At 44.1% G+C, this 13,821-nt stretch carries 10 protein-coding genes; 3 read left to right on the top strand and 7 right to left on the bottom strand.

The window, feature by feature from the left end; all coding sequences use genetic code 11:
• Nucleotides 1–44: 44 nt before the first annotated feature.
• From BJP34_RS25005 to BJP34_RS46680, 4 genes are all read right to left on the bottom strand, one after another.
• A complete protein-coding gene (locus tag BJP34_RS25005; protein ID WP_070394686.1) occupies nucleotides 45–962 on the bottom strand; it encodes an ABC transporter ATP-binding protein in 918 nt (305 codons plus the stop codon).
• A gap of 187 nt (nucleotides 963–1,149) precedes the next feature.
• On the bottom strand, nucleotides 1,150–1,923 hold the full coding sequence (locus BJP34_RS25010; protein ID WP_070394687.1) for an ABC transporter permease: 774 nt from the start codon (nucleotides 1,921–1,923) through the stop codon (nucleotides 1,150–1,152).
• A 14-nt stretch (nucleotides 1,924–1,937) separates the two neighbouring features.
• Nucleotides 1,938–2,195, bottom strand: a complete 258-nt coding sequence (locus tag BJP34_RS44465) for a hypothetical protein (RefSeq protein WP_158517465.1) — start codon at nucleotides 2,193–2,195, stop codon at nucleotides 1,938–1,940.
• A gap of 335 nt (nucleotides 2,196–2,530) precedes the next feature.
• Nucleotides 2,531–2,770 carry a hypothetical protein gene (locus BJP34_RS46680; RefSeq protein ID WP_202972021.1) on the bottom strand — a complete coding sequence of 80 codons (240 nt, stop codon included), beginning with the start codon at nucleotides 2,768–2,770 and terminating at the stop codon, nucleotides 2,531–2,533.
• An 868-nt stretch (nucleotides 2,771–3,638) separates the two neighbouring features.
• Between BJP34_RS46680 and BJP34_RS25025 the strand changes: the two genes are divergently transcribed.
• From BJP34_RS25025 to BJP34_RS25040, 3 genes are all read left to right on the top strand, one after another.
• Complete coding sequence (locus BJP34_RS25025; RefSeq protein WP_070394689.1) at nucleotides 3,639–5,654, top strand: WD40 repeat domain-containing serine/threonine-protein kinase; 2,016 nt, start codon at nucleotides 3,639–3,641, stop codon at nucleotides 5,652–5,654.
• A 307-nt stretch (nucleotides 5,655–5,961) separates the two neighbouring features.
• A complete protein-coding gene (gene pgeF, locus BJP34_RS25035) occupies nucleotides 5,962–6,747 on the top strand; it encodes a peptidoglycan editing factor PgeF (RefSeq protein ID WP_070394691.1) in 786 nt (261 codons plus the stop codon).
• Nucleotides 6,748–6,809: 62 nt separating this feature from the next.
• On the top strand, nucleotides 6,810–8,336 hold the full coding sequence (locus BJP34_RS25040; protein WP_070394692.1) for a DEAD/DEAH box helicase: 1,527 nt from the start codon (nucleotides 6,810–6,812) through the stop codon (nucleotides 8,334–8,336).
• Between the two features lie 95 nt (nucleotides 8,337–8,431).
• On the opposite strand, the gene BJP34_RS25045 is transcribed toward BJP34_RS25040, so the two are convergent.
• From BJP34_RS25045 to BJP34_RS49410, 3 genes are all read right to left on the bottom strand, one after another.
• Complete coding sequence (locus BJP34_RS25045) at nucleotides 8,432–9,433, bottom strand: calcium-binding protein (protein WP_070394693.1); 1,002 nt, start codon at nucleotides 9,431–9,433, stop codon at nucleotides 8,432–8,434.
• Nucleotides 9,434–10,244: 811 nt separating this feature from the next.
• Complete coding sequence (locus BJP34_RS25050; RefSeq protein ID WP_070394694.1) at nucleotides 10,245–11,339, bottom strand: calcium-binding protein; 1,095 nt, start codon at nucleotides 11,337–11,339, stop codon at nucleotides 10,245–10,247.
• Nucleotides 11,340–12,051: 712 nt separating this feature from the next.
• Nucleotides 12,052–13,782, bottom strand: a complete 1,731-nt coding sequence (locus tag BJP34_RS49410; protein WP_070394695.1) for a calcium-binding protein — start codon at nucleotides 13,780–13,782, stop codon at nucleotides 12,052–12,054.
• Nucleotides 13,783–13,821 lie beyond the last annotated feature (39 nt).

Below are 13,821 nucleotides of genomic sequence, written 5' to 3' on the forward strand. Positions count from 1 at the left end.
GCTGTTCGCCCCTACAGTAGTCACTAGAGATCAACACACTCTCACTAACGACTAACCACTAACTTATTTCCCAGATTTGATGTAACCTCTACATAGACATACTCAAGCCGCACTGGTTGACGAGCAATGGAATCGAGGGGAATCCCATCAAAACATGCCATAATGTCCTTCAGGTCTAAAGACTCTGGTAGCCAAAACGCTAAATCATTGCCATAGCGGCGATGAGTAAAGCCTAATTCTTGGGCACGAGCGATCGCTTGTTCTTCTTGAGGGGTGTCTACTACTACAATTTCTTGAGCCGGAATCTTTTGCCGTAACTCAACCAAACTCCCCTCTGCTACAATCTGTCCCTGTTTAAGAATGCCAATTCTGTGGCAAAGACGTTCTGCTTCATCAAGGGAATGAGTGGTCAGCAAAATAGTAATTCCCTGGCCCTGAAGACGTCGAATCAAGTCCCAAATTTCATATCGGGCTTCAATATCTAAGCCTGTGGTAGGCTCATCTAAAATAAGTAATTTCGGCTGATGCACTAGAGCAACAGCAATATTCATCCGTCGCTGCATCCCACCACTGAGGGTTTCCACCGGACTTTTTGCCCGCTCTAATAAATTGACCGCAGCAAGGGCAGTGTAAACTTGTTTAGAGCACTGCTGACCATCTAACCCATACAGACGAGCAAAGAAATACAAGTTTTCTTGACAACTAAGGGTTTGATACAGTAAATTCTCTTGGGGAGCAACCCCAATCAGCTTTTTCGTTGCCTCGGACACTGGTTGGTTATTGATTGCGATCGCACCACTATCCGCTCGTAGTAAGTTACAGATGATATTGATAGTAGTTGTCTTACCTGCACCATTAGGTCCGAGTAAACCATATATTTCTCCCGCTGGAATAGTTAGGGTTAAATCCTGCAGAACGTTTCGATTACCGTAAGACTTACTTAATTTATGGATATTTAGCACTAGTTAAACCTTCAGCAATACTAAGGCAATTTAATCAGACTTTTTTTACGATAATCGGAGAATTTTATAGACGTACTAGGTCATAGATAACTGACCCGACTATACTTAAGTTTATTTTTTTTGTGCAAACCTCCTGATTCTTCAATGGTTTAAACTAGGTTACCCTGCACAAAACTCCCGTGGGTAATTACAATCTTCTCTCTACCCGAACCATCCCCTGGTATGACAACCATGCGACTATCACCATCACTGAGGCAAAGCCAAACAAAAACCAGAAATGAGACTCGATTTCCACCAAACCCTTGCCATCAGCCCATACTCCCAGCAAGGCTTCGTTCATATGATAAATTGGGTTAAACTTAGCGATTTCCAGTAACTGTTCCGGAAACAAAGCAGTTGGTAAAAACGCACCACCCAAAATTAATAGAGGTACACCGAAGGTTCCCACTAAGGCATTAACGTCCTCAGTGCGCCGCGCTAATTGAGTTCCCAGAAAAAATCCCACTCCCACATAAGCAATAATACTCAGCAAAATAATCAATACCCCTAGCAACACGGAACCTTGAAACCTTGCCCCCAAAAATGCTGCTATGGTATAAACCACTAAGGCTTGACCTGTAGCAATGCAGCTGTGAGCCAAAAAAATTCCTAAGAAATAGGATATGCCACCTAATGGAGAGATAAATAAACGCTTGAGCATGTGCTGTTCTCGTTCTGAGACTACCGTTGCGACGCTACCCCCCAAGCAGCTAAAAAACAAAGCAGCACCCACAAGAGTAGTTGGGGCAGCACGTTCAAATGCTTCAGCGGTTGATAGCTGAGCCTGTTCTGCCATAATTAAACCGTTGAGAAATAGCACAGTAATTGGAAAAATACTCCAAAATAATAGGCTACGCTGCCTTCGCCATAGTTCAATCAAGATTCGCTGTGCTACAGCACAGGTTTCCCGCCAATATTTCATAATTACAGCACTTTTCAATACTTTTCAATTGGGTTAGGTACAGATTCTTGAGTTTTAGGGAACAGCGGATCTGGGAACAGAGAATAGGCAAGAGGCAAGAGGCAAGAGGCAAGAGGCAAGAGGCAAGAGGCAGAGGCAAGAGGCAAGAGGCAAGAGGCAAGAGGCAAGAGGCAAGAGGCAAGAGGCAAGAGGCAAGAGGCAAAGGCAAGAGGCAAGAGGCAAGAGGAAAAAATCCTGTGTACCTGATTAGGTAGGTTAGTAACCGCTTTCAACTTTCAACTTTCAACTTTCAACTTTCAACTTTTCAACTTTCAACTTTTCAACTTTCAACTTTCAACTTTCAACTTTCAACTTTCAACTTTAACTTTCAACTTTCAACTTTCCACTTTCAACTTTCAATTTCAACTTTTATCCCAGCTTTTTGTCTTTAGATTACCGATCGTCTATCGATTACAAACAGCGTATCAAGGTCTCTGAGATAATAAAGAGCAAAGCAAGCTGCTAACATTGCTCAGGCGGCAAAAAATAGCAAATTCGGATAAAAAAGGGGCTTAGATATTGCTGATATGCTGAGAGAGTTGATACCCCATGAAATACTAATAATAAGCTACCATAAGTAAATCGTTTTTTCCACTAAGAGTAAAAATCCGATGATGATGACTAGCTGTATAGCGCCAATAAGAGTAAAAATGCTGTTACCGATTCCACTAATAAAGTAAAAGTTTTCATAGACCGCAGCTGCATGTTCAGGACGCACGAATTTATCGATTGTCCACATCAGCATTACTATAAAAACACTGAGGCGCAGTAGAAACAAAACTAGGGTAATTCGATTAGATGCTCTCATGGTAGTTAACAAGTAATAGATCGCAAGTAATAGATCGGATAACAGAATGATAGATCAGATTATATCTGCTAGCGTCGTTATTTTATACCTAGGCTTGACACTCGCAATTGGTTTGCATTCAGGTATCAGCGGTTAGCCTTACCCACTATGAATCCATGACTTCCGTGAGAAAGTATAGTTCCTAAAAGAGGTTGTTCCCTTAGCGTCGCCTTTTGGCCAAGGTTTAATCACCGCCTAACCTGTAAGCTGTAACCTGTAACCTGTAACCTATAACCTGTAACCTGTAACCTGTAACCTATAACCTGTAACCTATAACCTGTAACCTATAACCTGTAACCTGTAACCAGATTGCGATTGACCTACGGTCACGCTACGCGAACGCGTTTCCTGAAATTCTGCTAAAATTATTCATTGAAGGTAAAATAACCAGTACCCTTAATCCTAAGGATTGGTCAACAGCTCAAATCCTTAATCCCATCATTTAATCCGATTAGCCAAATTTCACCGGAAAGCGAAAAGGGCTGGCCGCTACTGTAGCCGATTAGCCAACCGCTAAGTCTAGCATCTATGGCTAGCATCTACCAAAAGCATCCTGATACCAGGGAATTTCTACCGTAAGTACTACCGTACCCCATTTAACTGTGACATGCTCCCTCTTAAGAGGAAAATCAAGAGGAAAACACTACCCTCGCGGGTAGCCTAGTCATGTATGCATTCACCCGTCAGCGGTTAGCCGTCAGTGGTCAGTGTTCAGTTGTTGGCCTTTGGTACCTCAAGTAGCTTGCCCATAAGCTGATCGCTGATACGCGACACGCTGATAGCTGAATACTTACCTAGTCATACCCAAATTCCCTGATGACCTGCCAGTATGATCTGCTGTCTTAATCCCGATTGCCAGAATCCCATTAATCCGGATGATAACCAGTTTTGCCAAAGCTGTGGTAACAAACTGGTTATCTTGAAAAACCGCTATCGTCCAATTCGACCCATCGGAGATGGGGGATTTTCCAAAACCTATTTGGCAGAAGATAGGGACAAATTGGATGAATACTGTGTGATTAAGCAGCTAGCCCCCCAAATTGAGGGAACGAAGGCACTCAAAAAGGCACGAGAATTATTTGAGCAAGAGGCAAAACAATTGCAAAGGCTGGGACAACATCCCCAAATCCCTACCTTGCTAGCTTACTTTGAGGAAGATCAGCGCTTATATTTGCTCCAAGAGTATATCGAGGGGAAAACCTTAGAGCAAGAGTTGGCAGAAGCAGGAGCATTCAGTGAAGACAAGATTAAGGATGTTTTATTTGAACTGCTAACTATTCTCAAGTTTGTCCATCAACAGAAGGTGATTCACCGAGATATTAAACCAGGTAATATCATTCGCCGTCCTGGTTCGGGTCAAGGATCTGAAAAAAAGAATCAGCTAGTACTAATCGATTTTGGGATAGCCAAGCAATTGAGGGCTACGGTCATGGCTAATATCACTGGCACCACTATCGGTTCCTTTGGCTATGTGCCTATGGAACAAATGGAGGGAGGTAAAGCCTATGCTGCTAGTGATTTATACAGTTTGGGCACGACGTGCTTTCATTTGCTGACGAATGTTCATCCTTGGGATTTGTGGAAGAAACAAGGCTATCGCTGGGTAAATACTTGGCGAAAGTATTTAAAGCAACCGGTGAGTGAACAATTGTGGTGGATAATGGATCGGCTGCTCCCAGAAAGCTATCAGCACCGTTATCAGTCTGTAGACCAAGTTTTGGAGGTGTTGGAGCTTCAGTCTGCGCCCCCCCCGGCTAATCCCTCTAAATCAACCTCTAAGTATCACGAGTCCTTTCTAAATTTTTTAACGTCATTCAGACCAAATAACCAGTTAAAAAAACAAGTGATGATGGGAGGATTTTCTTTATTATCTCTAGGATTAATTACTCAAGGATATGGATATTTTAGGTATCAAACCTTTCCCTCTAATTTAAGTTTTTTGATTGCTGGTTTACCCAGCAGTACCTACCTCAAAAATACTCTAAATGGACACTCTAACTCAGTGCGTTCTATTGCTGTTAGTCCTGATAGTAACTATTTGGTAAGTGGTAGTAATGATCATACTGTAAAAATTTGGAATTTGCCGAAAGGTGAGTTAGTTAGAACCCTGAATGGCCATGATGGCAATGTTTATTCCGTCGCTATTACTCCTGATGGAGAAACTATTGTTAGTGGTGGCGATGACAACACTGTCAAGATTTGGAATTTGAAAACGGGTCAGCTCAAAAAGAATCTTACTGGTCATCAGGGCTTTATTAGTTCTGTTGCTATTAGTTCTGATGGAAAAACCTTAGTCAGTGGCAGTTATGACCACACCATCAAAGTTTGGGATTTACCGACGGGTAAGCTAAAACAAACCCTGACAGGGGAAACGAATTGGGTTAGTTCGGTGGTGATTAGCCCTGATGGCAAAACATTAGTTAGTGGCAATGGTGGCAATACGATCAGAATTTGGGATTTGGATACAGGTGATCTAAAAAAGACCCTGACTGGTCATAGAGATTCCGTTGTTTCTATAATCATTAGTCCTGATGGCAAAACCTTATTTAGTAGTAGTTTAGACCGTAATATTAAAATTTGGGATTTGACAACTGGGGAATTAAAAAATACCTTGACTGGACATATATACTATGTTCATTCTCTGGCGATTAGTCCCGATGGTAAAACCTTGGTTAGTGGTAGCGCTAATAATACTATTAAGGTTTGGAATTTAGAAACAAGGGAGTTAAAAACTACCCTCACTGGTCATAGAAACTGGGTGAGTTCTCTGGCGATTAGTCCCGATGGAAAAACCTTAGTCAGTGGCAGTAGAGATGATAGTATTAAACTTTGGAAGTTGCCTTGATTTATGACAGTAAGCTGGTTTAATTGAAAGTTTTAGGTTATGACAGCAAGGGAGCAGGGAGCAGGGAGCAGGGAACAGGGAACAGGGAACAGGGAACAGGGAACAGGGAAGAGGCAATAGGCATGCTAGCAATAGGCATGCTAGCAATAGCGATGCGCTGGATCAAGACAGGGAATCAAAGTCAAAGAAGACTGTACCTCATAACTGCGATAAAGGCTATATAATTGAAATCCACAATAGTTTAAAGTCATAACAGTATAAAGTAGAAAGTAGAAAGTGTAAACTGTAAACCGTCAACACAATTTAAATGCATACCTGGCACTGGCAGAGTTGGAACAATTTGCCCTATTTAAGGAGTAGCCTATTGAAGCAATGGAATCACGGCTTCTTCACCTCAGCATTTTCTCCCCGTTCTCCTGAAGAAATGGTCGATGTACTCCAGCCTGATGCCCAGGTGTATCGAGTGAAACAGGTCCACGGCAATACAGTACTGACTCCTGGGGAAATTGAAAGTACCCAAAACGGTGAGCCAGACTCCAATAAACCACCGGCTGATGGTATTATAAGTGAGGAAGCTAAGCAAGCTGTGTGGGTTTGTACGGCGGACTGTACGCCCTTACTGATTGGGGATATCGAAACCGGACAGGTAGCAGCAGTTCATGCGGGTTGGCGGGGTACTGCTCAACGGATTGTTCCTAATGCGATCGCACGATTGCTAGACAATGGTAGCCGTAAAGAAAATCTACGCATTGCTCTCGGTCCAGCAATTGCAGGGGAATGCTATCAGGTATCAGAAACCGTGGCGGCTGAAGTGGGAGCTAGTATTGTATCTACTGATCAAGGGGATAGCACCGAATCAATTCTGGGGGTGTTGCAGCAGCTAGACGACTCCCCGATATTAGATGACCCCAAACCCGGACGAGTACGCTTGGATGTGCGGCGAGTGAATGTCTTACAGTTGGAACAATTGGGCATTGATTCAGAACAAATTGCGATCGCACCCCACTGCACTTACTCGGAACCGGAGCGTTTCTTTTCCTATCGCCGTAATCAACTTAAGAAAGTTCAGTGGTCTGGTATTATTAGCTATTGAAGCTAGGCCAAAGCCTGGCAACGGAACCGGTACGACAATAGCAAAGAAACGTCCTTGAATCCATGCCACGCACCCCTAGATTAACGTTTGACCGGGGAACTCTGATTTTGCATCCACCACCGAGGGGCAACGCTTGGGTGGAATATGCCACTTGGGATGATCGGGTAGAGAAGTTTCGGATTAGAGGAATTCACTATCGTCCTCTGGTAGAAACCTTACTCAGAGAAAAGGTTGATTTTATTGATGATGCTAGGGAATTTGTGCCTCTGCCACTAGTATCTAGTTTTGAGATGGAACCTTATCCCCATCAACGGGAAGCTCTGTTGGCATGGAAGCAAGCTGGTCGTAAAGGGGTAGTGGTGCTACCAACGGGAGCAGGTAAGACTTATCTGGCCCAGTTGGCAATGCAAGACACTCCTCGTAGTACCATAGTTGTGGTACCAACCCTAGATTTAATGCACCAGTGGTATGCTCAACTCGAAGCAGCCTTTCCAGATGTGGAGGTGGGAGTGTTGGGGGGTGGTTCTCGCGATCGCACGCCTATCCTGATCGCCACCTATGATAGTGCCACTATTCATGCGGAAACCTTAGGGAATCGGTACGCTTTGGTGATTTTTGATGAGTGTCATCACTTACCTACGGATTTTTATAAGGTGATTGCGGAATATGCGATCGCACCCTATCGGTTAGGACTGACAGCAACCCCAGACCGCTCCGATGGCCGTCATTGGGACCTTAATGGTTTGATAGGACCAGAGGTTTATCGCAAAAGCCCTGATCAATTGGCGGGTTTGGCCCTAGCTGACCATAAGGTAATTCAGATTAAGGTCAAGCTCTCCCAAAAAGAACGCGATCGCTATAATTCTTGCATGGCGTTGCGCAATGATTTTTTGCGGAGCTCCAACATTCATCTCGGCAGTATTAAAGGTTGGCAGCAGTTTGTGATAGCAAGTGCGCGATCGCAAAGCGGACGCCGAGCCATGTTAGCTCACCGGGAAGCCAAAGAAATTGCCTTAGGGACCGATGGAAAATTAAGGATTTTGCTAGATTTACTGGCTCAGCATTACCCCGAGAAGATGTTAATTTTTACCAATGGTAATGCTACACTTTATCGCATTTCTCAGGAGTTATTGATTCCCGCGATTACTCATCAAACCCCAGTCAAAGAGCGTCATGATATTTTGAAGCGATTTCGGGAGGGAGAGTATCGCTGTTTAGCAGCATCCCATGTATTGAATGAAGGAGTGGATGTACCCGATGCGCGAGTAGCGATTATCTTATCAGGGACCGGTTCATCTCGGGAGTATATCCAGCGCTTGGGTCGGGTATTGCGTAAAGGTAAAGATGGAGAGAAGGTAGCGTTATTGTATGAAGTAGTAGCCGAGGATACCTCTGAAGAACGAACCTCTTGGCGTCGCCATGGTGGTGGTAGCAAAAATGAACCACGAAGGCGCAAACAGCCGGAACGGGCCAAGACCGGTAAGCAATTGGAGTTATTGCCAGACAAGGGTTATCAGGTGAAACCTAGGAGTAGCCCCAGGGCGGCTGAGTCTAAGGGCAAGTGGTCAGAGGAGGATGATGAGTTTTAAGTTAGATGATTAGGTGATCATAGAGTATTGCCCCCATTCGTAAATCTAGGGGAGAGGGGGGCAATATTAACTAAATTGACTAAGTTCTATTCAAGCTAAAACATTACATGAGCAGGGTTGTAAATATCAAAATCAGTCGAACCTTGGAAGGCAGCAATTAAATCCCCGTTGTAATATAGATTGTTGCCAGACAGCGTGTAATTCCCATTATCGATATCAGCCTCCAGACCACCGAGCTGAACTTTATCACCTTCTAACCCATTAAAGTCAGTGATTGTGGCGTATCCTGAGTCACCATCACCAATGTAGCCAATCTCGGTGACAAAACCATTCTTACCTAATACGAAGGTATCCGCCCCCGTGCCACCAGTTAGGATGTCTAGTTCCCCTTGACTACTACTTTGATAACCTTGGATAAAGTCATTACCAGAGTCACCAAATAGGGAGTCGTTACCAGCATAACCAAATAGAAAATCGTTGCCAACGTCACCAATCAGCAAGTCGTTGCCAGAGGCACCAATCAGGGTGTCGTCACCTGTACCACCAAATAGGGAGTCGTTGCCAAAGCCACCGTGAAGAGTGTCATTACCACCATTCCCATACAAGTCATCATTGCCAGAATTCCCCCAGAGGTAGTTGTCTTTATCGTTACCAACGATGGTGTTGTTGAGGATGTTACCGTAGCCATTGTAAGCACAGTCAGTCAAAATCAACTTTTCCAGGTTGGCTCCTAGGGTGTAGTTGATGGAGGAGATGATTGTATCAGTACCATTACCAGAGCTTTCATTGACTACATCCCCCGTGCTGTCAATCAAATAGGTGTCATCGCCTGTGCCACCATACATCGAGTCGTTGCCAGAGCCACCATCTAAGTAGTCGTTACCAGAGCCACCAGACATCAAGTCGTTGCCAGGGCCACCAAGTAAAACATCGTTCCCTGTACCACCAATTAAAGTGTCGTTATCAGAGCCACTATTAAGAGTGTCGTCGCCAGCGCCACCAATCAGGGTGTCGTTGCCACCAAAACCAAAGACACTGTCGTTACCAGAGCCACACTCAAGGTAGTCGTCCAAGTAAGTACCATTGGAATTTGCCATGTCATTTATCCCTTATCGATTGCAATTGTTTGAAAATTTGTGAATTGTTCTGTTCGGAAAGATTCCCCCTATTTGTCTGAGTTACATCTTGAAAAATTATTCAAGAAATACTCATTATTAATAGTGGGACTTAAGAAACCCAGTTTATGGGTAAGTCAAGGGTAATTTTGATCAACAATCCTGATGTTGACCGTTACAGATTTCAAAAAAATCACAAAAATTCCTCTGTTAGTAGCGTCAAAAATATAATTAGTAAACGCTACTACATTCTGATTTTATTGATAATCTGTTGATTGATTAATAGGTCAGTTCATATAACAATCAAGTCGATCAAGTCAATTGGTTAGACCCAATAGATCCCTTGATTAGTGGAGCACCATGAACTGATATATCCAAGACAGATAGTTTGAATCTGGATCTAAGTAATTAGCGCTTCAATTAAGTATTGCTATTGATGGCTTACTTAGATCCAATCGGATTATATATCTAACTCGGATAAAAATTATAACGTTTACAAAATATTCACTAAACCTTTAACTATGTCAAGGTTTGATAAAGATGAGAGAAAATTATGCATAAAAGTTATCAATTCGGTCCAAAGGTGCCCAGACAGGTAAGCAGTTGGAGTTCTAGGGGTGATCAGGTTAACAATAGGAGTAGCCCCAAAGGAGCGGAGTCCAAGGGGCGGTTCAAAGAAGGATGATCAGTTTTGAGTGGGATTATTAAGTAATAATAATGGAGTATTTCCCCCATTCCCAAATCAAGGGATTAGCGGGGCAATACTAACTAAACTTACTAAGTTCTATTCAAGCTAAAATATTGTATCAAGGTTAAGACTAAAGCTGGTGTCATCTTGGAAGACAGCAATTAAGTCTCCCTTGTAATATAGGGTTGTATCCAGTGCTGATGTACCACTAACATTAATAGTCTTATACACATCGTAATCACTGATACTACCACCGAGGCGAACTTTATCACCTTCTTTCCAATCAAAGTCAGTGATTGTCGCGTATCCGGAGTTAGCATCACCAATGTAGCCAATCTCGGTGATATAACCATTTTGACCTAAGACGAAGGTATCCGCACCGGTGCCACCAGTTAGGATGTCCCGTTCGCCGTAACTATTACGTTGATAACCCTGGAGAGAGTCATTACCAGAGCCGCCGGTCAGGGTGTCGTTGCCAGAGCCACCATCAAGAGTGTCATTGCCAAAGTAACCAGAGAGGTAGTCGTTGCCAGAGTCACCATAAAGGGTGTCGTTGCCAGAGCCACCATAAAGGGTGTCGTTGCCAGAGTAACCAGAGAGGTAATCGTTGCCAAAGCCACCAGAGAGGTAGTCGTTGCCAAAGCCACCAGAGAGGTAGTCGTTGCCTAGATCACCGCTAAGAGTGTCATTACCACTATTCCCATACAAGGAGTCATTGCCAGATTTACCCCAAAGGTAGTTGTTGGAACTATTACCACTGATGCTGTTGTTAAGGCTATTACCGTAGCCCGAGTAAGCACTACCAGTCAGGGTCAAGTGTTCCAGGTTAGCTCCTAGGGTGTAGCTGATGGAGGAAGAAACCGTATCAATACCCTGATTGAAGTATTCGGTGACCACATCCCCGGTGTTGTCAACCACATAGATGTCATTGCCGGTGCCACCAACCATCGAGTCACTGCCTGTACCACCATCCAGGGTGTCATGGCCAGAGCCACCACTGAGGTAGTCATTACCGCCCTGACCGAAAAGACTGTCGTTACCATCATTACCATATATGCTGTCGTTTTTCGGGCCACCAATCAGGGTATCGTTGCCACCATTACCGGACATTGTCCAAGACTTCCATTTCTTGAATATCCACCAACCTTCTTTGTGTGCTTCTTTGTAGTTGTTTGAGTCGTTACCATTGTAAGTTCCCATGTCATCTGCTCCTGATCGATTGCAATTGTTTGAAAATTTGTGGATTGTTCTATTCGTAAAGATTCACTCTATTTGTCTGAGTTGTATCCAGAAAAGTTATTCAAGAAATACTCATTTTTAATAGGAGCGGTTTGGCTAAGAGCATGGTGTTTTTACTTGCTCTATATACTCATCACTAGTAATTCGGATTTTTATGCAAAACTTTCCGGAAAATTTTAACTATATATAATTCATTAACCGCGAACCCCCAAACAGTCTGAAGGAGTAGAGACGGGTAAGCAGTTGGAGTTATTGCCAGGGGTGATCAGGTCAACCATAGAAGTAGCCCCAGGGCGGCTGAGTCCCAGGGGCAGTGTTCAAAGGAGGATGATCAGTTTTGAGTGGAATGATCAGGTAATAATAATGGAGTATTGTCGGGATGGGTAGTTATTCCTGTTTAACAATATTACTTGAACAATATTGGTTGAAATTGGTATTAGCTGTATAATTTAGCTTAGGACTTACGAAGCCAACTAAACGTCGTAAGTCCTAAGATACTATCTTCCTCAAAAGAGGATAGGGTGATCTGGTGATGGGGTGCTAGGTATGAATGCAACTTGGTACCAACACCCGTCTCACCAGGTATCCCATCAGTAGCTTTCCCCTAAACTCTACAGACCGAGTAAAGCAAACAATCCTACTTGTCACCCGGTTAGATAAAGTCCGTTGGCGACTAGACTGAGATAAAGTCAGCAGAAGTCAGTAAACCACTAGAATCGACATAAGCAATGATCTCTGCACCTAAGTTGATGCGAGTGCCATTGGTAATAGAAACACCAGATATTGTACCTGTGAATGAGGTTAAGGTGTAATTGGACAATGACCCGGAAATCTGGATCTTGTCAGAGTCAGTTTCGCCAGCGAAGTTAAATCTGTCGAAATTGTCAATCACAGCGTAATCTAGACCAGCACCGTTGTAATAGATTGAGCCACTGGTGCCTAGGATAATCAGATCCCTGGCAAGAGCATCACCAGGATTAAGGATATCAATTTCACCAACACCGTCCACAGTACTGTTAGTACCGTTAAGGGTATCTGAGCCCAAACCTCCAACTAGGGTATCGTTACCACCTGCGCCAGTGAGGAAGTCATTGCCAGAACCACCGTTGAGGCTATCGGCTCCCGAACCACCGTTGAGTCTGTCATTCCCGGCATCTCCATTCAGAGTATCATTGCCAAAACTACCGTTGAGTATGTCATTGCCAAAACTACCGTTGAGTATGTCATTCCCAAAACTACCGTTGAGTCTGTCATTCCCAAAACCTCCATTCAGAGTATCGTTCCCGGTACCTCCATTCAGAGTATCGTTCCCAAAACCACCGTTGAGTCTGTCATTCCCGGCACCTCCATTCAGAGTATCGTTCCCAGAACCACCATTGAGTGTGTCATTGCCACCATTACCGTTGAGCCGGTTTGCGCCACTCGTACCGATGATTGTCTCACCCCCCTGAGAGCCTTCGACGTTCTCAAAATTGCGAATCGTTTCGGTATTACCTCCAGAAACCGAGGTTGTCTCAGTCGCCAGGTTGATAGTGACAAAACCGGAACCAAATGTGACATTGGAATAATCGATAGTGTCGATTCCTGAACCGCCATTGTGGATGTCGAAATTCACAAAATCGTCGTCGATGATCCGATCATTACCAGAACCTCCATTGGTTCTGTCCACTCCAGAACCACTGTTGAGTGTGTCATTTCCGGAACCTCCAATCAGAGTATCGTTTCCAGCTCCACCATTGAGGGTATCATTACCACCATTACCGTCGAGGCGGTTTGCGCCGCCCGTGCCGATGATTGTCTCACCCCCCTGAGAGCCTTCGACGTTCTCAAAATTGCGAATTGTCTCGGTATTACCTCCAGAAACAGAAGTCGTCTCAGTCGCCAGGTTAATGGTGACAAAACCGGAACCAAATGTGACATTGGAATAATCGATAGTGTCAATTCCTGTACCACCATTGTGGATGTCGAAATTCACAAAATCGGCGTCGATTATCCGATCATTACCAGAACCACCATTGGTTCTGTCCACTCCAGAACCACCGTTGAGTCTGTCATTGCCAGCACCACCATTCAGCGTATCGTTTCCAGAACCACCATTGAGGCTATCATTGCCAAAATCTACACTCGAATCATCACCCGTGAGCCGATCATTCCCACTGCCACCAAGTAGAGTGTCGTTTCCGGCTTCTCCCTGAAGTGTATCGTTGCCCGGACCGCCATTTAGAAGATCACCAATTTTATCAACGGTTCCGAGAGTATCCGAGTCCAGGGAATCATTACCAATACCGCCAATTAAGGTATCCGCTCCCCCTTGACCTCGCAGGGTATCATTACCTGCAAGTCCATTGAGAAAGTCATTTCCCGGACCGCCATTTATGACGTCATTACCTGGAGTACCTGGCATTTTTTTCTCCTTTTTATCACTTACAGAACGCTATGAGCA

The sequence above is a fragment of the Moorena producens PAL-8-15-08-1 genome, from assembly GCF_001767235.1.
In the GTDB taxonomy this organism is placed as follows: domain Bacteria; phylum Cyanobacteriota; class Cyanobacteriia; order Cyanobacteriales; family Coleofasciculaceae; genus Moorena; species Moorena producens_A.

What these genes read in the sequence shown, in the direction of transcription:
- BJP34_RS25050 (WP_070394694.1), bottom strand. Translation starts at nt 11,339, where the DNA reads ATGGGAACTTACAATGGTAACGACTCAAACAACTACAAAGAAGCACAC.
- BJP34_RS25010 (WP_070394687.1), bottom strand. Translation starts at nt 1,923, where the DNA reads ATGAAATATTGGCGGGAAACCTGTGCTGTAGCACAGCGAATCTTGATT.
- BJP34_RS25040 (WP_070394692.1), top strand. Translation starts at nt 6,810, where the DNA reads ATGCCACGCACCCCTAGATTAACGTTTGACCGGGGAACTCTGATTTTG.
- BJP34_RS25045 (WP_070394693.1), bottom strand. Translation starts at nt 9,433, where the DNA reads ATGGCAAATTCCAATGGTACTTACTTGGACGACTACCTTGAGTGTGGC.
- BJP34_RS49410 (WP_070394695.1), bottom strand. Translation starts at nt 13,782, where the DNA reads ATGCCAGGTACTCCAGGTAATGACGTCATAAATGGCGGTCCGGGAAAT.
- pgeF (WP_070394691.1), top strand. Translation starts at nt 5,962, where the DNA reads ATGCATACCTGGCACTGGCAGAGTTGGAACAATTTGCCCTATTTAAGG.
- BJP34_RS25025 (WP_070394689.1), top strand. Translation starts at nt 3,639, where the DNA reads ATGATCTGCTGTCTTAATCCCGATTGCCAGAATCCCATTAATCCGGAT.
- BJP34_RS46680 (WP_202972021.1), bottom strand. Translation starts at nt 2,770, where the DNA reads ATGAGAGCATCTAATCGAATTACCCTAGTTTTGTTTCTACTGCGCCTC.